The sequence below is a fragment of the Halomonas sp. MMH1-48 genome, from assembly GCF_022348105.1.
In the GTDB taxonomy this organism is placed as follows: Bacteria; Pseudomonadota; Gammaproteobacteria; order Pseudomonadales; family Halomonadaceae; genus Vreelandella; species Vreelandella piezotolerans.
This window is the reverse complement of sequence record NZ_JAKRFL010000005.1, coordinates 158,265-177,039: the sequence shown is the minus strand read 5'-3', so window position 1 is coordinate 177,039 and position 18,775 is coordinate 158,265. Positions and strand designations below refer to the sequence as shown.

General features: G+C 60.0%; 17 protein-coding genes. 10 read left to right on the top strand and 7 right to left on the bottom strand.

Annotation, left to right across the window (positions count from 1 at the left end; translation table 11 throughout):
* Positions 1-46 precede the first annotated feature (46 nt).
* The 3 genes from MHM37_RS07315 to MHM37_RS07305 are packed head-to-tail and all read right to left on the bottom strand — an operon-like array spanning position 47 to position 4,313.
* On the bottom strand, positions 47-820 hold the full coding sequence (locus MHM37_RS07315; RefSeq protein WP_153842275.1) for an FkbM family methyltransferase: 774 nt from the start codon (positions 818-820) through the stop codon (positions 47-49).
* Complete coding sequence (gene mdoH, locus MHM37_RS07310) at positions 821-2,791, bottom strand: glucans biosynthesis glucosyltransferase MdoH (RefSeq protein ID WP_219863109.1); 1,971 nt, start codon at positions 2,789-2,791, stop codon at positions 821-823. It abuts the gene before it with no gap.
* Entirely contained in the window at positions 2,784-4,313 is a 1,530-nt protein-coding gene (locus tag MHM37_RS07305) for a glucan biosynthesis protein G (protein ID WP_153842277.1), read from the bottom strand. The genes mdoH and MHM37_RS07305 overlap by 8 nt, the downstream gene beginning before the upstream one ends.
* A gap of 176 nt (positions 4,314-4,489) precedes the next feature.
* Here MHM37_RS07305 and MHM37_RS07300 point away from each other — a divergent pair, with 176 nt between their 5' ends.
* Together MHM37_RS07300 and MHM37_RS07295 are read left to right on the top strand one after the other, a co-directional pair.
* Entirely contained in the window at positions 4,490-6,085 is a 1,596-nt protein-coding gene (locus tag MHM37_RS07300; RefSeq protein ID WP_153842278.1) for an alkaline phosphatase, read from the top strand.
* Entirely contained in the window at positions 6,082-7,491 is a 1,410-nt protein-coding gene (locus MHM37_RS07295) for a mannose-1-phosphate guanylyltransferase/mannose-6-phosphate isomerase (RefSeq protein ID WP_239296146.1), read from the top strand. Before MHM37_RS07300 ends, MHM37_RS07295 begins: the two co-directional genes overlap by 4 nt.
* A gap of 10 nt (positions 7,492-7,501) precedes the next feature.
* On the opposite strand, the gene MHM37_RS07290 is transcribed toward MHM37_RS07295, so the two are convergent.
* The 4 genes from MHM37_RS07290 to MHM37_RS07275 all read right to left on the bottom strand — a co-directional run bounded on the left by MHM37_RS07290 (position 7,502) and on the right by MHM37_RS07275 (position 9,706).
* Positions 7,502-7,852, bottom strand: a complete 351-nt coding sequence (locus tag MHM37_RS07290; protein WP_139525324.1) for a DUF4870 domain-containing protein — start codon at positions 7,850-7,852, stop codon at positions 7,502-7,504.
* A gap of 12 nt (positions 7,853-7,864) precedes the next feature.
* Positions 7,865-8,797: a lipid A biosynthesis acyltransferase gene (locus MHM37_RS07285; RefSeq protein ID WP_153842280.1), complete on the bottom strand. Its 933-nt coding sequence runs from the start codon at positions 8,795-8,797 to the stop codon at positions 7,865-7,867.
* A 3-nt stretch (positions 8,798-8,800) separates the two neighbouring features.
* On the bottom strand, positions 8,801-9,205 hold the full coding sequence (locus MHM37_RS07280; RefSeq protein ID WP_153842281.1) for a DUF4870 domain-containing protein: 405 nt from the start codon (positions 9,203-9,205) through the stop codon (positions 8,801-8,803).
* 117 nt (positions 9,206-9,322) lie between these two features.
* On the bottom strand, positions 9,323-9,706 hold the full coding sequence (locus MHM37_RS07275; protein ID WP_153842282.1) for a VOC family protein: 384 nt from the start codon (positions 9,704-9,706) through the stop codon (positions 9,323-9,325).
* Between the two features lie 41 nt (positions 9,707-9,747).
* Between MHM37_RS07275 and MHM37_RS07270 the strand changes: the two genes are divergently transcribed.
* From MHM37_RS07270 to MHM37_RS07235, 8 genes are all read left to right on the top strand, one after another.
* Positions 9,748-10,386 carry a class I SAM-dependent methyltransferase gene (locus MHM37_RS07270; protein WP_153842283.1) on the top strand — a complete coding sequence of 213 codons (639 nt, stop codon included), beginning with the start codon at positions 9,748-9,750 and terminating at the stop codon, positions 10,384-10,386.
* Positions 10,387-10,521: 135 nt separating this feature from the next.
* Entirely contained in the window at positions 10,522-11,892 is a 1,371-nt protein-coding gene (locus MHM37_RS07265) for an MFS transporter (protein ID WP_153842284.1), read from the top strand.
* Positions 11,893-12,006: 114 nt separating this feature from the next.
* On the top strand, positions 12,007-13,803 hold the full coding sequence (locus MHM37_RS07260; RefSeq protein WP_239296145.1) for an acyl-CoA dehydrogenase: 1,797 nt from the start codon (positions 12,007-12,009) through the stop codon (positions 13,801-13,803).
* Between the two features lie 107 nt (positions 13,804-13,910).
* The gene (locus MHM37_RS07255; protein ID WP_239296144.1) at positions 13,911-15,557 is read left to right on the top strand and encodes an acyl-CoA synthetase; all 1,647 of its coding nucleotides are present in this window, start codon (positions 13,911-13,913) and stop codon (positions 15,555-15,557) included.
* Positions 15,554-16,402, top strand: a complete 849-nt coding sequence (locus tag MHM37_RS07250) for a 3-hydroxybutyryl-CoA dehydrogenase (RefSeq protein WP_153842287.1) — start codon at positions 15,554-15,556, stop codon at positions 16,400-16,402. The genes MHM37_RS07255 and MHM37_RS07250 overlap by 4 nt, the downstream gene beginning before the upstream one ends.
* Positions 16,403-16,511: 109 nt before the next feature.
* Entirely contained in the window at positions 16,512-17,285 is a 774-nt protein-coding gene (locus MHM37_RS07245; protein WP_239296143.1) for an enoyl-CoA hydratase-related protein, read from the top strand.
* A 100-nt stretch (positions 17,286-17,385) separates the two neighbouring features.
* A complete protein-coding gene (locus tag MHM37_RS07240) occupies positions 17,386-18,003 on the top strand; it encodes a LysE family translocator (protein WP_153842288.1) in 618 nt (205 codons plus the stop codon).
* 37 nt (positions 18,004-18,040) lie between these two features.
* Positions 18,041-18,748 carry a glutathione S-transferase family protein gene (locus MHM37_RS07235; protein WP_153842289.1) on the top strand — a complete coding sequence of 236 codons (708 nt, stop codon included), beginning with the start codon at positions 18,041-18,043 and terminating at the stop codon, positions 18,746-18,748.
* Positions 18,749-18,775: the final 27 nt, after the last annotated feature.

Genomic DNA, 18,775 nt, shown 5'->3' with positions numbered 1-18,775 from the left:
TCGTTAGCGTTTGTGTCGTTGGGGAGAAGCGCTGGGGCGCAGTGTGTTAGGAGGTGAGCAGCGGGTGATCGCTACGACAGGCGTAGATGTCGCCTGAGGCGAGCTGCTCAGCGCCTTCGGCTAACCAAGAGGCCATCTCCTCCGGAGTTAACCAAGTAGCAAAGCGGAACTGACGTTGCTCGCCAGCGATGGCATTGAAACGGTAGTCGCCTAGCCGGTTGACCTCTGCCAGGCAGGCGTGAGTGACATCCAGCATGCCTGCCACGAACTCCATCGATAAAGCGGCTACCGGGCAGGAAAGACCTTGCAACACCTCCGCCTCGAACCCCTCTACGTCGATTTTGATAAAGCGGGGTTCGCCGAAACGTTCGATCAAGGCATCCAAGGTGGTCATCTCGACCTGTAGCGTCTCTTCCCAGCGCACCCGTTGAAAGCCAGCGTTGCGCTCGCCCACGTGGCGGCGCCATTCGGTGGCAAGCGTCGAAAGAGTAGGGTTACCGACGCTAATGGCAATCTCCGCATGACCTGGAGTGGGGCCAACCGCCAGCGGCAGCAGTGTAATGTGTGGGCTTTTTAGCAGCCGTTGAAACCATTTGGCCAGCGCTGGCTGGGGCTCCAAGGCGATGACCTGGGCACCCAGCGCTTGAAACGCGGCGCTGCGGTCGCCTAGGTGGGCGCCAATATCGAAAGCGATATCGCCGGGCACTAGAAAGGGCTGGTAGAGCCGCTTCAAACTGCGTTGCCGCCCAGGCCGCCAATAGATGAACAGGGAACGGGCCAAGCCGCTGGCGCTGCGAAGTTGCTGAAGCGTAGAGGGCATTTAATGGGGTTCCTTCGCGCGTGAAACGGTCGACGTTTGTGACGACTTTCCGGGTCTTAAGAGTTGGCAAGGCATGTCGCCATACAGCTCACTGGGGGGGATATTCAGCGTGAGGTCGCCGTCCATGTTCAGCGCTGCAGGGCTGCGTGCCGTCAGATCGGCAAAATCTTTGAGGAGCGCCGGTTTCAGGCTAATGCTAGGCGTATGCAGCAACCCTAGCCGATGGCTCACCACGCCCCCCCAGGTACCGCTACTGGAGTACTTTACCAACGGTGCGGCGGCCACGAGCCCGAGCCAAGCAGGGGTCAACCAGCCGAACGCCGAGGGTGAAAACAGCACCATCACGCCCGCCCACAGCGCACCGCATAGCGTCATCCATCCGGTATGCCGCCAGGTTTCACGCCAGCTCAACGAGCGCTCGCCGCGATGTTGGGTTTGCCAGTCAATGGCACGACCAATCAACACATTGATGATGAATAGGCTGTGCCACGCCATCATCAGCGGCGCAATGAGCGCGGCAAATACGATTTCGAGCAGCGTGCTGACCACCAATTTGAAGCGCCCGCCAAAGGCGTGGGGGCACTGGCAGAAGGACAGCAGTAGGCCGAGTAGTTTGGGGGCCATCAGCATGCCGAGCGTGGTGCTCAATAGCCACAGCGAGAGCGCCTTGGGCAAGACCGGCTCGGTCGCCCCATCGATGGCGTGGTAGCCCACCATCAGGCTGGTACACACCAGCAGCCCCAGCCAGACCAGCGACGACAAGTAAGCAAACGCGCCAAAAAAGAAATGCAGGCGACTGATGACGTGAAAGCCCGCGCCCGTCAACAGGCGCAGGTGCTGAAGATTGCCCTGGAGCCAGCGGCGGTCGCGCTTGGCGAAGTCGAGTAGGTTGCTGGGCATGGCTTCGAAACTGTTGCGCGAGGCGCTGGCGTGGGGGTCGCGCCGGGACAGCGCTGCCGTTGCCGACGTATCCAGTAGCACCTGCCAGCCGCCACGTCTCAACAGAGCCGCTTCCACAAAATCGTGGCTCAACAGCTCGCCCCCTAGCGGCGGTTTGCCGGAGAGCGTTGGCAACCCTGCGTGGGCCATGAAGGCGCGGGTGCGAATGATCGCATTGTGCCCCCAATAGTTGGCAGCGTCGCCCTGCCAAAAGCTTTGGCCCGCTGCCAGCATCGGGCTGTACAGCGCCGAGGCGAGCTGGGTAAAACGGCCAAACAGCGTGCGCTGGCCAACGGGAATGGGCACGGTTTGAATCAGGCCCACGGTGGGGTAGCGCTGCATTTGGTGCACCATGTGCAGCAGCGTATCGCCGCTCATCAGGCTGTCGGCATCCAGGACGATCATGTAGTCGTAGCGGCGGCCCCAGCGACGACAGAAGTCGGCAATATTGCCTGCTTTGCGCTCGTGGTTATTGGGACGACGGCGGTAGTGCACTGCCATCTGGCCAGCCATACGTTGCTGAAGCGCAGCCACGTGGGCGGCTTCTTCGTCGGCTTGGGTCGGGTCTTGGGTATCGCTGAGGATGAACACTTCGAAGTGCTGACCGATGACGCGGGCGGTGTCCTCGCCCTGTGTGCTTGGCTGTTGAAGCAGTGAGCGGCAAGTAGCCTCCAATCCGGCAATGGTGGGAATGGGCGGCTCGGCGTAAATCGGCATGACCAGCGCCGTCCGGCTGACCAAGCGACTGGCGGTCGGTCGCTCTGCCGTCAAGGGTTTGAGGCTAAGCGGGTCGAGACGCAGCGCACAGATCACAAAACCGCAAATGGCCCCCCAAAAAGCCAGCGCAATCCAGCTGAAGGTGAGGCCAAATAGCGTCAGCATGGCGATTTGCCAGCCCAGCGCGAGGTTGGTCACTACTTGCACCATGGCGGCGCAGCCCAGCAGGCTGGTACCAATGACCAGCGTGGCTAGCAGTGCGCGCCGAGCGTTGAGCCACGGTATGGACGGCATTAACGAAGGTGGATTACGCATTGGGATACCACACGTAGTTCCAGGTTTCGGTGACGGGCTCACCGTCTCTCATCAAACGCAAGCGTATATCGCTCGGCTGGGGGCTGGGTGGAAGCCTGAACGTGGCGCGTCGGCCGTGATGGGGGAGTACTTTGATTTGGGGCAGTAGCGCTTCGCCATCGCGCACGCTGATATCCAGTGAGAGCTCTGCATCGGCCGCTAACGTCTCTAACGCGCCGCCGCTAAAATCGACCACGAACTGGCGCTGCTCGGCGGATGGGGAGTCCGCTTCACCCGGTACGGCGGCGCTGCCATGCCGAGTGCGTATCACTTTTCCCAGTGCGTGGGCGTCGGGCTGCTCGTTCAAAGTGTAAGTGCGGTAGTGCAGGCGCCGAGAGTCACCGGCGTCGAGCGCATCTTCGGCGACCCAGTAAGCCACGATGTTGTCGTGGGTTTCGTCAGGGGTGGGTATTTCCACCAGCTCCACGTGACCTTTTCCCCATGCCTCCAGCGGCTCGACCCACTGGCTAGGGCGGCGATGGTAGTTGGCTTCCAGGTCCAAGTAGCGGTCGAAGCGACGTTCGCGCTGCATCAGGCCAAAGCCTTGTGGTGCATCATCGACGAAGCTCGACACACGGACCTCACTGGGGTTGCTCAGCGGTCGCCAGATCCACTCGCCGCTACCGGTGTGCATTAAAAGACCATCGGAGTCATGCACTTGAGGGCGAAAGTCATCTGGCCGCTGGGCGCTCGCTTCTCCAAAGGTGAACATACTGGTCAGTGGGGCGATGCCGACTTTTTCGATATCTTCCCGGGCAAAGATCTCGGCTTCTATGTCGGCTTCGGTGTGCGCCCCAGGGGTGAGCGTGAATCGGTAGGCACCGCTGAGCGACGGGCTATCCATCAGCGCCATGAGCGTGACGCTCTCGGCGTCGCTGTCTGGCGTGACTAGCCAAAACTCACGAAAGGCAGGGAATTCTTCGCCCTGGGACGAGGCGGTGTCGATCGCCAGCCCCCGGGTGGATAACCCGTAGGCTTGATGTTGGCCCACTAAACGAAAGTAGCTGGCGCCGAGAAAGACGGAGAATTCATCCGCATAGTCGGGATTATTGAGCGGATAGTGGAGACGAAATCCGGCGTGTCCGCTGCCGCTCAGGTCGTGCTCCAGCAGGTCGCTGGCGTCGCCATCGTAGCGAAAATCGTCGGTGGTGAAGTCGAGCGGGACGACCTCACCGTTTTCGACCAGATTGAGTGCCACCGGCGTTTGAAATAGAAACCCGCTGTGGAAGAGCTGTAGGCTAAAGGGGCTTTCCTCGCGCCAGTAGGCGCGCTCTGGGTTGAAGCGAATTTGTCGATAGCCATCGTAGTCAAGTGATCGTAGCGCTTCGGGCAACTGGGCGTCGGGAGCTGTATAGGGGGCAGCAGCTAATTGTTTGGCGCGTTCTATGACTTGTTGAAACACGGGATCTTCGCTGGCGGCAGCGGGAAGGGCAAGCATCCAACTCAGTGAGACGATCCATTTTGCAGCCGTTCGACAATCCATGGGCGAGTTCCTTTCGTGACCTGATAGAGTGGACAACACGTCATTGTGTGAAATGTTTAAACAAAACCTATACGCTTAGCAAGCTGTGTTAAAAATAGTGGTTTAACGGTTCAAGGCTCCAGGGCCTTCAATCGGTTATACCGCTGATGCTCTCCTCAACGCTACTGGTGAAATGAATGCGTCGTCTCCTCATTACGGCTTGTGCGCTGAATGTGCTGCTGGTGGCTCCGCTGTGGTGGCGCTTTGGCACGCTATCGCCCTTGATCGCCTGGGAAGCGTGGGTGATTGCCCCGGCCATGCTACTGCTACCGGCCGGTCGCTGGCGGCGCTGGTTGGGGAGCGGTGTCGTGAGCGCCCTGGCATTGGCAACGGCGACCAACCTTGGCGATGCCGCTACGCATACGGCGTTTGGCCGTTCGCTGAACCTTTATCTGGACGTGCCGCTCGTGCGCTCCATTTACCATTTACTAGTGGGTAATGTAGGCCAACTGGCGGCAATTTGCCTGATGTTGCTAGGCGGTGTACTGCTCATTGGCGTGCTGTGGCTCATGCTGCGCCTGCTACTGCCTGCTCGCCCTCCCACGCGCCGTGGTCGGGCGAGAAACGCGGCCGTCGTGTTGCTAGTGGTCAGTTCGAGTATGGCTCTGTTAGAGGTAAATCACTATCGCCTAGTTCCCCAGGCCGCACTGCCGATGGTCGCCACTGCCCGTTTTCAGTGGGAACAGGTGGTCGATACGCACCGCGCTCGGCAAGCGTTTACCGCGCAGTTGGAAGAGACGCCGATAGCGGCGCAGGTACTGCCAGGTTTGGCAGGGCGAAACGTACTACTGACGTTCATCGAGTCTTATGGTGTGTCTGCCCTGAAAGACCCTCGCTATAACCGCACACTGCTGCTCACCTTGGAAGACCTTAAGCGACGACTATCCCAGCGTGACCTGCACGTGGTATCGGGGTTGGTCGCATCGCCCATCCGCGGCGGACAGTCGTGGCTTGCCCATGCGACGACGCTAAGCGGGCGTTGGATAGACAATCAGCTTTGGTATCGACTGATGCTAGAGAGCGGCCACTCGACGATGATCGACGATTTTCGTGCCTCCGGGCAGCGCACGCTCAGCGTGATGCCTGCGATCACCCTGGCGTGGCCAGAGGGGCGTGCTTACGGCTTCGACCAAATCGTCGCCGCAAAAGACATGCCCTACGAAGGGCCGCCGCTCAACTGGGTCACCATGCCGGATCAATTTACGCTCGACTATACTCAGCGCGAGCTGCTGGGTAACTCACCTCTGTTCGCCCAGATCGCACTGATCTCGAGTCACGCTCCCTGGACACCCATTCTGCCCGTGCTGGAAAACTGGTCGCTGGTGGGCGATGGCAGTCTCTATGCCCCTTGGGAGAACGCGGGTGATCCGCCCGAGGTGATCTGGCGAGATTTGGAGCGCATTCGCGACCACTATGCGTGGTCGGTGGACTACGCTGTTAGCGTGGCAGGACGCTGGGCCGAGCGCGTGGCCAATGAACAGACGCTGCTCATCGTGCTGGGCGACCATCAGCCCGCCCCGTTGATTACCGGCGACGAAGCCAGTGCTGCCGTACCGGTACATATCATCAGCGGCGATCCAGCACTGCTGGACCCTTTCAAACGGCGTGGCTTCGTGGAGGGGATGCTGCCCCCCCTAGCGCACCCGCAGGAGGCGCCGAGGATGAGCCAACTTCGCCACTGGCTGCAGCAGGACTTTGGCCCCGCAGCAACATCAGCAAGGACGACACCATGATTCAACCGGTTATTTTGAGTGGCGGAAGCGGTACCCGGCTTTGGCCGCTCTCCCGCGAGCAGATGCCCAAGCAGTTTTTGCGTTTGACCGGCAAGCAGAGCCTGCTTCAACAGACGCTCACGCGTCTGGAGGGCTTGTCCACGCTGCCGCCGATCTTGATGGGCCACCACTCGCACCGTTTTTTGATGGCCGAACAGCTGCGTGAAATTCAGCATGAGGGGCAAATCGTTCTAGAGCCTGTGGGCCGCAATACCGCTCCTGCCATTGCCTGCGCCGCTCTGCTGGCGCGCCAGTCGGGCGAGGATCCACTGCTATTAGTACTGCCCGCCGACCACGTACTAGGCGATGTTGCCGCGTTTAAGCACAGCGTGCAGCGTGCCGAGCCGCTGGCGGAGCAGGGCTATTTAGTGACGTTTGGCGTGGTGCCGACGCATCCGGAAACGGGCTATGGCTATATTGCTTGCGGTGACGTTTTGGGCGAAGGCCACCATTTGGCCGCGTTTATTGAAAAACCGGTATTGGAGAAAGCCAAAGCGCTGCTGGCCCAGGGAGATACGCTGTGGAACAGCGGTATGTTCTTGCTGCGCGCCTCCCGTTATTTGGCGGAGCTCGAGCGGCTTGCGCCCGATATGTTGTCAGCCTGCCAAGAAGCCGTGGCGCGCACTCAAAGCGACCTCGATTTTTTACGCTTGGACGAACACGCCTTTCAGCGTTGCCCAGGCGAATCGATCGATTACGCGGTCATGGAGCACTGTGCCCAGGCGGCCGTGGTGCCTTTGGACGCTCAGTGGAGTGATATTGGCAGCTTCGATGCGCTGATGGCCACGCATACGCCTGATTCGGCAGACAATGTGGTGACCGGTGATGGCGTACTGAGCGATACACGTCGCTCGCTGGTAGTCGCAAACCACCGCTTGGTCGCCACGCTGGGCGTGGAAGACCTGATCGTCGTGGAAACCTCTGACAGTGTATTGGTGGCCCATCGCGACAAGGCGCAGGGCGTCAAGCAGCTCGTCGCAGCGCTGACCCAAGCAGGGCGCAGCGAGCCGCAGACATCGCCTCAAGTGCACCGCCCCTGGGGCAGTTTTCAAGCCATGGATAATGGAGATCGCTACCAGGTGAAGCACATTACCGTGCGCCCCGGTGGGCGGCTCTCGCTGCAGCGCCACCATCACCGTGCCGAACACTGGGTGGTGGTCAGCGGCACAGCCAAAGTAACCGTGGATGAACGTACGTACTTGGTCAGCGAGAACCAGTCCACCTATATTCCTATCGGCGCACTGCACCGCTTGGAGAACCCAGGCAAAATTCCACTGGAGTTGATCGAAGTGCAGTCTGGCAGCTACCTGGGCGAGGATGATATCGAGCGGCTGGATGACGTTTATGCTCGCCACCGCGACGAGTAATGAGCCGTCGTTACCAGAGCCAGCTACCCGGCCTTGCTGGGGGCTCGCCTTTTCGCACGGCTACCCATCCGATGATGCAGCGCACGCCTAGCCAGACCACGAGTAGTGGCCAGAGCAGCGTGCCGATGAAGATCAGGCTCAAGGTGAACGTGACGATGAAGTAGAGGCTGCCGATCCAGAACGTGCGGATCAAATAGCGGTAGTGCGCCTGTAGCCAGGGCGCCGCTTCTTTTCGATAGACATAGGCGATGATGACGCCGATCAGCAGGGTGATGTTGGCCGTGATCAGGCCTGCCAAATAGAGTGCGTAAATAATTTGTGGCGGACGCGTATCCTCTTTGGGGAGGTATCGTTCGGTCATGCCCATCCTCACTTAATAGAGACGGAAGTCGTTGGCGTTTGGCAGCCCTTGCTGCTCTTCCACCACCTTACGGTAGCGTTTGTACTCCCATTGATATTGGGCCGGGTCGAGGGCAATCGAGGCCTCGACGCTGGCATTCACACCGGTGGCCGAAACAGCGTCTTCCTCGCTATACACCCGCTCGTCGGCATCGAGAAAGTGGATCTCGAAGCCTTTGCCTGGAATGCGTAGGGCCACACCGGTCACTACCCGCGCCTGGGTGCGCGCCACCAGTTTGGGTAACAGCGTGGCGGTATAAGCATCGCGGCCATAAAAGGGGGCAAATATACCGCTGCCCCAGTCCGGTTCTTGGTCCGGCAAAATACCAATCGCTTCACTTCGCTTGAGCGCTTTGAGCAGCGCCGCCACGCCCCGTGGATTCGTGGGTACGAGCTTGGCGCCCATGCGCTCGCGGCCATGGCGAATGATCGGCTCTAGCTCGGCGATTTTGGGGGGCTCGTACATGGCCGTAAACGGAAAGTGGCTGGAGAGCCAAAAGTTCAGCACTTCCCAGTTGCCAAAATGGGGGGCGAGCACGATCACACCACGCCCTTCTGCTCGTGCGCTGTCCAGCTTGTCGCGCCCATGTACCCTTAAAATACTGGCTTCTACCTTCTCTGGCGGGGCCATCCAAGCGTGGCCGAGCTCCAGCATCGTTGCGGTCGAGTGCTGTAGGCTCTGCTTTGCCAAAGCGCGCCGCTGACTGACAGGCGTGTCGGGATAGACTTTTGCGAGGTTGATGTCGGTGACGCGTCGCTCGCGTTTGCTGAAGCGATATACCTGGGGGCCGACCATGGCCGCGATACGCCATAGCCAGCGTATCGGCCAGCGGGACAGTCCGCGCCAGAGCAGGACGATGGCGCGGGCGCGAGCCCGCGTCTCGGAGGGAGTTGCCTGTTCGGTCATGGATTACAGTAGCCAGCTATCGACATTGGAGGGCGCGCGTTTTTCCTGCAGCCCTTTGAAGCCCTTCACGCAGCGCACGATGAACCAGACGGCCAGCGCCAACAGCATGGGAAAACCAATGAGCACGAGCGTGAGCAGGGTGGCAATACTGCCATACAACAAGCCCATCCAGAACGTGCGAATTTGGTAGCGGTAGTGCTCTTCCAGCCAGTGAGGCCCTTTGCCACGGTACACATAGGCAATGATGACCCCGATCAGCGAGGTAAACCCAACCACGAAGCTGGCCAAGTACAGTGCGTAAATTACCATGGCCATGGTGGTGTCCGGGGAGGGGGAAGGCGCTGAGGATTCTTCCTGTGAGGCGTGGCGGTCGACCACTTCGCCTTCTAGCGGGGTGTCATCGCGCATGGGCGTTCCTTCTTCGATCGGTTCTATTCCAGCATCCAGCGGACACTTCGGCTGCGCGCTATGATAGCGTGGGCGCAGCGACTTATCACGCGCGGGCGGCCCACGATGTGGTCGCGCCTAACGCGCTGCCGGGCGACAAATTTCCAGCAGGTTGCCGTCGGGGTCGCGCAGGTAGAGCGATTCAATGGGGCCGCTAGCCCCTTGGCGGGGTACGGGGCCAAGCTCGACGTCGATGGCCAACGCATCCAGATGCTGCTTGAACTCGTCCAGCGGTAGCTGGCAGCGCAGGCATAAATCCAGACTGCCCGGCGTCGGCGTGGCGGAAATGGGCGCAATATCCGTGTCAGTTTGGTGCAGGCGCAGGGCGGTATCGCCCAGCAGGAGATCGACGCGCTGAGCGTCCCGGTAGCGTACGTCCAGGCCCAATACGCGAGAGTAGAAATCCACTGCGCGACCCATATCGGTCACGGTAACCACAAGATGATCCAGACCTGAGAGCATGCCTCTTTCCTTAAATACGAACGTCAAAACCAGAGAATACGATGATGCGACGCTGTCCGCTATGCCACGCGCAAGAGTCTGCGCTGTACCATCAAGACCGTCGCCGTGATTACTACCAGTGTGCCACGTGTGCGCTGGTGTTTGTGTCTAGTGAGCAGCATTTAAGCGCCGCCGCTGAAAAAGCCGAGTATGACCAGCACCAAAACTCGCCGCAGGATACGGGATATCGACGCTTTCTGGGGCGTTTATTCACGCCGCTGGCGGAAAAGCTGGCGCCTGGCGCAAAAGGGCTGGATTTTGGTTGCGGCCCGGGGCCGACGCTCTCGGTGATGTTCGAGGAAGCGGGTTTTGAGATGGACGTGTACGACATTTTTTACGCGCCCCATGCCGTGTCGCTCAGCCGCCAGTATGATTTCATCACCGCGACCGAGGTGGTCGAACACTTGGCGGCGCCGGGCGAGGTGTTGGGTGAGCGTATCGCGCAACTCGACCATGGCGGCTATCTTGGGCTGATGACCAAGCGAGTGACGAGCCAAGAAGCCTTCGCCCGTTGGCATTACATCAACGATCCCACCCATGTCAGTTTTTTTAGCGAAGCCACCTTTCGCTGGTGGGCGGCGAAAGAGAGGTTAACAGTCGAATTTGCTGGTAATGACGTGGTAATTTTTAGAAAACACTAATTTATTCAGTGTCGGAGCGAAAAAGCATTGACTTTGCGCCTCTGAAAGCAATAATTGCGCGCCCGTTTTCTTGCCTATTCGATGTGATGGCGTGTAAACGGCAACGATTCATCCATTGAGCAAGGTGAGGTAGGCATGTCGCGGCAACTGCTGGCCATGGCGCTAGCGCCCCTATTAGGGCTGTTTATTCTTGGTATTGGCAATGGCTTTTTGGCCACGCTGATTACCGTGCGCCTGGACGCTGCGGGCGAGTCGGCGACCATGATCGGTATCGTCTCGTCGGCCTATTTCATTGGCCTCGCCATCGGGGCCATGCTCAACGACCGCCTGCTGCTGCGCATTGGCCACATCCGCGCGTACGGCAGCTTTGCATCGCTGGTCGCGGTGACCGTGCTACTGCAGGGACTGTTCTTCGATCCTTGGGCGTGGTTTGCCCTACGGCTGATTGGCGGCTGGGCGACCGTTGGGGTCTACTTGGTCATCGAAAGCTGGCTGCTCACGGCGGGTGACCAGAAAGTACGTGGACGCCTGCTGGCGCTTTATATGATTTCGCTTTACGCGGCCGGGGTGCTTGGGCAGCTCATGCTGGGGGTCACCAGTGCGATGGGCGACACAGCACCCTTCATGGTGATTGGTCTGCTGGCATCGCTATCGGTGCTACCCATGGCGATGATTCCCCGCGTCTCGCCGCTCATCGAACACGCTGAACCGCTGCCGCCGCATCGTCTCATTACCATGACGCCTACCGGCGTTATGGGCAGCCTTGGCTCTGGTATGGTGGTGGCTGCGGCCTATACGCTGCTGCCACTTTATTTACAGCGCATTGGCATGAGCGTTAACCAAGTCGGTCAAATGATGGCTGTCGTAATTTTGGGGGCCATGCTGCTGCAGTACCCCATTGGCCGTTGGTCGGACCGCCACGACCGCCAAATGGTGCTGATCGGTATCAGTGCCTTCTGCGTGGTGATTTCGGCGGCCATGCTGTGGCTGCCGCTCTCTACGCCACTGCTCGCTGTGCTGCTCTTTTTGCTGGGCGGCGGCGTCTTTGCGCTCTACCCGGTGGCAGTGAGCCATGCCGCCGACCGCGCGCCTGCAGGTGCCTTGGTGCGGATGAGCCAGGGCCTTCTGTTGATCAACTCGATTGGGGCCACCGTCAGCCCGCTGATGATTTCGCCGGTAATGACGGCAATGGGCGATGCGGGCCTATTCTGGGCATTTGGCGCGCTCAGCCTGTTCTTCGTGTTTTTCTTTGGCTGGCGCCGCAGCGTGCGCCCGGCACCGGTGCCCGTGGCACCGTTCCATGCTACGACGCCGATGACCGCCGCAGGTGCTGAGCTGGTGGTCACCGAGGAGCTGGTGCAAGGGGCGCTCGAACACGAGCACCTAGAAGACCTATCTGATGTCGTACCCGAGGTCGACGTGGCCGAGCCGGTGGTAGGGCCGCCCCAGGCAGACGAGAGCCATATCACCTACTACGACGATGTCGAAACCGAGGTGCGCAAGTAAGACGTCAAGGTGGCTATCTGCTGAGACCTTGGGCTAATGGTGTTGAAGAAATAGGGAAACTACTATCGTCGATAGTGTTTTTACTATATCACCGCGTCTGCCTGAGGTTTTGCCATGAATGTTTATGCTGCGCCGGTCCGCGATCTGCGCTTTGTGCTCGAAGAGATGCTTGCGCATCGCTCCTTGTCGCTGCCGGGATTCGAAGAAGCCACGCCAGATCTCGTCGAGGCCGTTTTGGAAGAAGCTGCGAAGCTGGCTGGCGACGTCTGGGCTCCGCTCAACGGCACCGGCGACCGCCAAGGGGCCAAGCGCCAAACTGATGGCAGCGTCACCACTCCTGAAGGCTTTGCCGCCGCCTATCACGCCTACGTCGAAGGCGGCTGGAACGGCATTGGCGTGTCGGAATCGCTGGGCGGCCAGAACCTGCCCGAAGTGGTGGCCAGCGCGGTACAGGAGATGCTCCACGGCGCAAACATGGCTCTGGGGCTGTGCCCGATGCTCACCGCCGGTGCCATCGAAGCGCTGGCTCACCACGGTAGCGATGCTCTCAAAGCCATCTATCTACCCAAGCTGGTCGAAGGGACTTGGACTGGCACCATGAACCTCACCGAACCCCAAGCGGGGTCGGACCTCTCCAAAGTGCGCACCAAAGCCGTTCCGGAAGGCGAGCACTACCGCATCAGCGGCCAAAAGATTTACATCACCTGGGGCGAACACGACGCTGCCGACAACATCATTCACCTCGTCCTTGCTCGCAAGCCCGATGCCCCGGAAGGCAATAAGGGTATTTCGCTGTTCCTGGTTCCCAAGTTCCTGGTCAATGACGACGGCTCGCTGGGCGAGCGAAATGACGTCACCTGCGCCTCCATCGAGCACAAGCTTGGCATTCACGGCTCGCCCACTTGCACGCTGAGTTTTGGTGAGAACGGCGGTGCCGTCGGCTATTTGGTGGGTGAAGAGGGGCGCGGGTTGAACCACATGTTCACCATGATGAACGAGGCGCGCCATAAGGTCGGCATTCAAGGCATTGGCGTGGCCGAGCGCGCCTGCCAACACGCCTTGGCCTACGCGAATGACCGCACCCAGGGGCGTTCGCCAAAGCAGCGCGGCGGCAGCGAATGCACGATCAGCGACCACTTCGACGTGCGTCGAATGCTGCTCTCCATGCGCGCCCGCACCGACGCGCTGCGTGCACTGGCACTCTACTGTGCCGGACAGCTAGATATCGCCCGTCATGCAGAGAGCGAGGCCGAACGCCAAGCCGCCCAGGCCTGTGCCGATGTGCTGATTCCCATCGTCAAGAGCTTCTCGACGGACCAAGCGGTGGATATCGCGTCCATGGGCGTGCAGGTACACGGCGGCATGGGCTACGTGGAAGAGACCGGCGCTGCCCAGTTATTGCGGGATGCGCGCATTGCGCCTATCTATGAAGGCACCAACGGCATTCAAGCGCTGGACTTGGCTGGTCGAAAATTGCAGCGAGACGGCGGCGCGGCACTCTCGGCGCTGATCGATGACGTGCATAAAACGGCCGAAACGCTGCGGGGTGACGCGTCGCTGGCCAGCATGGGCAGTGCGCTCGCGGCAGGCGCTGACGACCTGCGCGTCGCCATGGCTTTGGTGCTGGAGCAGGGCCGCGCCCCTGAGCACGGCCCCGATGCCATACAGGCTTACGCGACGCCGCTGCTTAACCTGGCCGGGCACCTACTGTGCGCTTGGCAAATGGGCATTGCAGCGCTGCACGCCCAACAGGCTGTACAAGGCGGCAGCGATGAGCCGTTTTACCGCACCAAGCTGTGCAGCGCCGAGTTTGCCATTCACCAATGGCTGCCGGTGGGCCGCGCCCAGCGTGCCGTGATCGAGGCCGGCTGGCACTGTTTCAGCCAGTTTGACAGCCACCTTGCCCACTAGCCCCGCCGCCGCCTTTTAGGCGGCGGTGTTCATCAGGCATCGCCGATTGGCGAACGTCGCGCATACTAAGTTCTTCAATAATAAAACCAAGAGTGCAGGAACCGATCATGACCTCCATCTTTGAACGAGACTTACCGCCAACCGCTGCCAACCATGTGCCGCTCTCGCCGCTTACCTTTATCGAGCGCTCGGCGGCCATCTATCCCGATTATCCGGCTGTGGTGCATGGCACGACGCGCCGTACCTGGGCAGAGACCTGGACACGCTGTCGCCAGCTCGCCTCGGCGCTGGATAAGCGTGGCATTCAGCCAGGGCAGACGGTGGCCGCCATGCTGCCCAATATTCCCGCCATGTTCGAGGCGCACTTTGGCGTGCCGCTCGCGGGCTGCGTGCTGAATACGCTGAATATTCGTCTCGATGCCGACGCGATTGGCTACATGCTGGCCCACGGCGAAGCCAAAGCGATTCTAGTGGATCCTGAGTTTGCCGAGGTGATTCAGGCGGCGGTGGCCAAATTGGAAAGCAAGCCGCTGATCATCGACGTGGCCGACCCGGAGTTCCTGGGCGAGACCCAAGGCATCGGCGAGCTGGAGTACGAGTCGCTGCTGGCCGAGGGAGATCCTGAGTATGCCTATCAACTGCCGAGCGACGAGTGGCAGGCCATTTCACTGAATTACACGTCGGGGACCACGGGCAAACCCAAAGGCGTGGTGTATCACCATCGTGGCGCCTACCTGAACGCGGTGAGTAATATTCTCGAGTGGGCCATGCCCCATCACCCGGTGTACCTGTGGACGCTGCCGATGTTCCACTGCAACGGCTGGTGTTTCCCCTGGACCATTGCCGCCAATGCAGGCGTCAGCGTGTGCCTACGCAAAGTCGACCCCAAACGCATCACCGATCTGATCGCCGAAGAGGGCGTCACCCACTTTAGCGGCGCGCCTATCGTGCTCAACGGGCTGGTCAACCTGCCCGCCGATCAAAAGCGGGTGTTCGATCATCCGGTGAAAGTGACCACCGCAGGGGCTGCGCCGCCCGCCTCGGTGATTGCCGGAGTGGAAAAGCTGGGCATCGAAGTGACCCATGTGTACGGGCTCACCGAGGTGTATGGCCCGGTGACCGTGTGCGCTTGGCGCGAGGCGTGGAACGAGCTGCCGCTGGAATCCCGCGCTAAAATCAAAGCCCGCCAAGGGGTGCGTTACCACATGCTGGAAGCGCTCTGTGTCGCCGATCCGGTGACGTTAGAACCCGTCGCCAAAGATGGCCAGACCATGGGCGAAATCCTGATGCGTGGCAACAACGTCATGAAGGGGTATCTCAAAAACGCCGAGGCGACGGAAAAAGCGCTGGAGGGCGGCTGGTACCACACGGGCGACTTGGCGGTATGGCATGCCGATGGCTATATCGAGATCAAAGACCGCTCGAAAGATATCATCATCTCCGGCGGTGAAAACATCTCTACCATCGAAGTGGAAGATGCCATTTACAGCCATCCCGCGGTGGAAGAGGCTGCCGTGGTCGCAAAGCCGGACGACAAGTGGGGCGAAACGCCCTGTGCGTTCGTGAAATTGAAAATAGGCTACGGCGAAGTCACCGAGGCGGATATTATCGCCCACTGCCGTAAGCATCTTGCGAGCTTTAAAGTGCCGAAAACGGTGGTGTTTAGCGAACTGCCGAAAACGTCCACGGGCAAAATTCAAAAATTCGTGCTGCGTGAAGAAGCCAAACAGCACCAGCCAGGGGAGTCGAAATGAGCGAACAACGGATTGGCGTCGTAGGCGCAGGCACCATGGGGCAGGGCATTGCCCAGGTGGTCGCGGCCAGTGGCTTTAACGTGCGGCTGTACGATGTCGCCGACGAGCAGCTCACCCGCGCCAAGAGCGCGATCGATAAAGGGTTCGAGAAGCTCGTTACCAAAGAGAAGATGACCGCTGAGGGCAAACAGGAGGCGCTGGCTCGGCTTTCGACCACCACGGCGCTAGATGCGCTTAGCGACTGCAGCGTGATTATCGAAGCTGCCCCCGAGCAGCCTGCGTTGAAAGAGAAACTGTTTCGCGATCTCAGCCATCTGAGCAGCGATGCCATTCTGGCCTCTAACACGTCTTCGCTGTCACTCACCCGCCTGGCCGCGGTGTGCGAGCGCCCTGAGCGGGTAGTGGGCATGCACTTCTTCAATCCGGTGCCGGTACTCAAGCTGGTGGAAGTGATTCGCGCCGAGCAGACCTCGGATGCCACCGTGGAGCGCATCGAAGCGCTGGCCAAGGCGCTTGGCAAAACCGCCGTGCCGGTAGGCGACGCGCCGGGCTTTGCCGTGAACCGCCTGCTGGTGCCGATGATCAACGAAGCCGCGTTTATCGTGCAGGAGGGCACCGCGACACCGGAAGCCATCGATGACGCCATGAAGCTAGGTGCCGCGCACCCCATGGGGCCGCTGGCGCTGGCGGATTTGATTGGCCTGGATGTGTGCTTGGCGATTATGGACGTGCTGCAGGAAGGCTTTGGCGACCCGAAATACCGCCCCTGCCCGCTGCTCAAACGCATGGTGGCCGCAGGTTACCTGGGGCGTAAGAGCGGCCGTGGGTTCTATATCTACGAGTAGCCAGCGGCTGGGTCGAAGCGCGACAAAAGAAGTGATTGCCACCCAACCAAGCGTTCGCTAGGGTTGAGTGGTTACCACTTCTACGCGCAATAACAATCAAGGAGCCACTATGAGCGACGCAGTGATCGAGAAGGTTGATAACGACGGCGTGGTGCGCCTGACCATCAATCGCCCCAAAGCCTTGAACGCGTTGAACAGCGACGTGCTCAGCGCCTTGGAAGCGCATTTGGTCGAACTCGAAGCGCACCCCAGCCTGCGGGCGGTGTTGATTACCGGTGCTGGAGAAAAATCCTTTGTAGCCGGAGCCGATATCACCGAAATGCGTGATAAAACTCCCGAAGAGGCCCGCGCCTTTGCCAGCCAAGCGCTGCGTACCATCAAGCGTCTTGAAACGCTGCCCGTGCCGGTGGTCGCGCTGGTCAACGGGTTTTGCCTTGGCGGCGGCTGCGAACTGGCGCTGGCCTGTGACTGGGCCGTCGCCAGCGACAACGCCGTCTTCGGCCAGCCGGAAGTCTTGTTAGGCGTCATTCCTGGCTTTGGCGGCACCCAGCGTCTGCCGCGTCGTGTCGGCCCCGCCATGGCGATCGATCTGGTTACCACCGGGCGCAAAATCGATGCCCAGGAAGCGCTGCGCATTGGCCTCGTGAACCGCGTGATGCCCCAGGCCGAGCTTGCGAGCTATGTCGAAGAGCTCACCAAGCAGCTGAAGGGCAACGGCCCGCAGTCGGTCCGCGGTGCCAAACAAGCCGTCCACGACGGCATGGACCAGGATCTCGATAGCGCCCTGGCCCTGGAAACCAGCCTATTCGCCTTCTGCTTTGCAGGACAAGAGCAGAAAGAGGGCATGAGCGCCTTTGTCGAGAAGCGCAAACCCAACTTCTAAGTTTTCTTTTTCGTGTTTGGTTCATTTAAGGGGTGGCGTTTGCGTCATCCCTTATTTTATTCTCAGGCTTACGATTTTTTGATAAGCCGGAGTCATCGCGATGGAGTGGGTTGCCTTTCTTCTCGCCGCGCTGGGGTTTGCCTATTTACCCGGACCGGCGATGTTGTACACCGCTGCGCAAACGCTGGGACGCGGTCGGCGCGCAGGCTGGTTGGCGGTGACTGGCGTGCATTTAGGCTGCTACGTGCATGTGGTGGCTGCCGCTTTTGGTTTGGCTCTACTGTTCGCCGCCATTCCGCCTGCCTATCTTGCGATGAAGGTCATCGGTGGCATTTATTTACTTTGGATGGGGGTGCGCTTATGGCAACAAGGTATCCGGACGAACGCTGAGGAGCTGCCGCTCGCGACCACCAGACGGGTACTGCGCGATAGCTTTTTAGTGGAGGTACTGAACCCTAAAACGGCGCTCTTCTTTGTGGCCTTTTTGCCGCAATTTGTGCAGCCCGACAGCGCCATGCCGGTGGCATGGCAGCTCCTTTGGTTAGGCATTGCTACCAACGTTTTGTTCTCATCAGCGGATGTGGTGGTAGTGCTGTTAGCCAGCCCACTGCGTGCATGTCTGCAAACGTCTCACGGCTCTTCCAAGCTGATTCAGCGAATGGGAGGCGGTGTGTTGATGGGACTCGGAGGGAATACGCTGGTCCAGGCGGCACGGTAGGGCCATTCATTGTTATGTTCAACGTAAGGAGCGCAGCATGTTAGACCTATATATCGCTAACAAGAACTACTCTTCCTGGTCGCTGCGCCCTTGGGTGTTGCTGAAGGCGCTGGAGATCCCCTTTAACGAGCACTTGATGCCTTTCGAGGGTGGCTTTGGGGAGAGCCTCGCGACGTTCAAGCGCTTTTCACCGTCTGGCTTGGTGCCATGCCTAGTGGATAGCGAGCACAGTGTGGCCGTATGGGACTCGCTGGCGATTGTGGAGTATGTGGCGGAAACACACTCCAACGTATGGCCTCGGGCACGTGCTGCGCGGGCGTGGGCACGCTCTGCCAGTGCTGAGATGCACAGTGGCTTTGGCGCGCTGCGGGATGAATGCTCCATGAACTGCGGCGTTCGCGTGACAATGAACGCGCTCTCTCCAGGGCTGAAAAGTAATTTGGCCCGGTTGGATGCGCTGTGGCAAGAAGGGCTCGAGCATTTTGGCGGCCCGTTTCTGGCAGGCGAGCACTTTACTGCGGTGGATGCGTTTTACGCCCCTGTTGCGTTTCGGATACAAACCTTCAACCTGCCGCTAAGCGATGCCTCACTTGCCTATGTAAAGCGCCTATTGGCACTACCCGCCATGCAGGAGTGGTACGAGGCTGCCTTAAAAGAGACGTGGCGCGAGCCGATGCATGAAGAGGAAACGGTGAAAAACGCCACGCTCATTAGCGATGAACGCAGCGCCGCAGGAGAGCCATAAATCCGCTACACTGCGCGCCACTTCTTT

Excerpts from the sequence above, each read along its gene's own strand:
- MHM37_RS07315 (WP_153842275.1), bottom strand. The coding sequence starts at position 820 with ATGCCCTCTACGCTTCAGCAACTTCGCAGCGCCAGCGGCTTGGCCCGT.
- mdoH (WP_219863109.1), bottom strand. The coding sequence starts at position 2,791 with ATGCGTAATCCACCTTCGTTAATGCCGTCCATACCGTGGCTCAACGCT.
- MHM37_RS07305 (WP_153842277.1), bottom strand. The coding sequence starts at position 4,313 with ATGGATTGTCGAACGGCTGCAAAATGGATCGTCTCACTGAGTTGGATG.
- MHM37_RS07300 (WP_153842278.1), top strand. The coding sequence starts at position 4,490 with ATGCGTCGTCTCCTCATTACGGCTTGTGCGCTGAATGTGCTGCTGGTG.
- MHM37_RS07295 (WP_239296146.1), top strand. The coding sequence starts at position 6,082 with ATGATTCAACCGGTTATTTTGAGTGGCGGAAGCGGTACCCGGCTTTGG.
- MHM37_RS07290 (WP_139525324.1), bottom strand. The coding sequence starts at position 7,852 with ATGACCGAACGATACCTCCCCAAAGAGGATACGCGTCCGCCACAAATT.
- MHM37_RS07285 (WP_153842280.1), bottom strand. The coding sequence starts at position 8,797 with ATGACCGAACAGGCAACTCCCTCCGAGACGCGGGCTCGCGCCCGCGCC.
- MHM37_RS07280 (WP_153842281.1), bottom strand. The coding sequence starts at position 9,205 with ATGCGCGATGACACCCCGCTAGAAGGCGAAGTGGTCGACCGCCACGCC.
- MHM37_RS07275 (WP_153842282.1), bottom strand. The coding sequence starts at position 9,706 with ATGCTCTCAGGTCTGGATCATCTTGTGGTTACCGTGACCGATATGGGT.
- MHM37_RS07270 (WP_153842283.1), top strand. The coding sequence starts at position 9,748 with ATGATGCGACGCTGTCCGCTATGCCACGCGCAAGAGTCTGCGCTGTAC.
- MHM37_RS07265 (WP_153842284.1), top strand. The coding sequence starts at position 10,522 with ATGTCGCGGCAACTGCTGGCCATGGCGCTAGCGCCCCTATTAGGGCTG.
- MHM37_RS07260 (WP_239296145.1), top strand. The coding sequence starts at position 12,007 with ATGAATGTTTATGCTGCGCCGGTCCGCGATCTGCGCTTTGTGCTCGAA.
- MHM37_RS07255 (WP_239296144.1), top strand. The coding sequence starts at position 13,911 with ATGACCTCCATCTTTGAACGAGACTTACCGCCAACCGCTGCCAACCAT.
- MHM37_RS07250 (WP_153842287.1), top strand. The coding sequence starts at position 15,554 with ATGAGCGAACAACGGATTGGCGTCGTAGGCGCAGGCACCATGGGGCAG.
- MHM37_RS07245 (WP_239296143.1), top strand. The coding sequence starts at position 16,512 with ATGAGCGACGCAGTGATCGAGAAGGTTGATAACGACGGCGTGGTGCGC.
- MHM37_RS07240 (WP_153842288.1), top strand. The coding sequence starts at position 17,386 with ATGGAGTGGGTTGCCTTTCTTCTCGCCGCGCTGGGGTTTGCCTATTTA.
- MHM37_RS07235 (WP_153842289.1), top strand. The coding sequence starts at position 18,041 with ATGTTAGACCTATATATCGCTAACAAGAACTACTCTTCCTGGTCGCTG.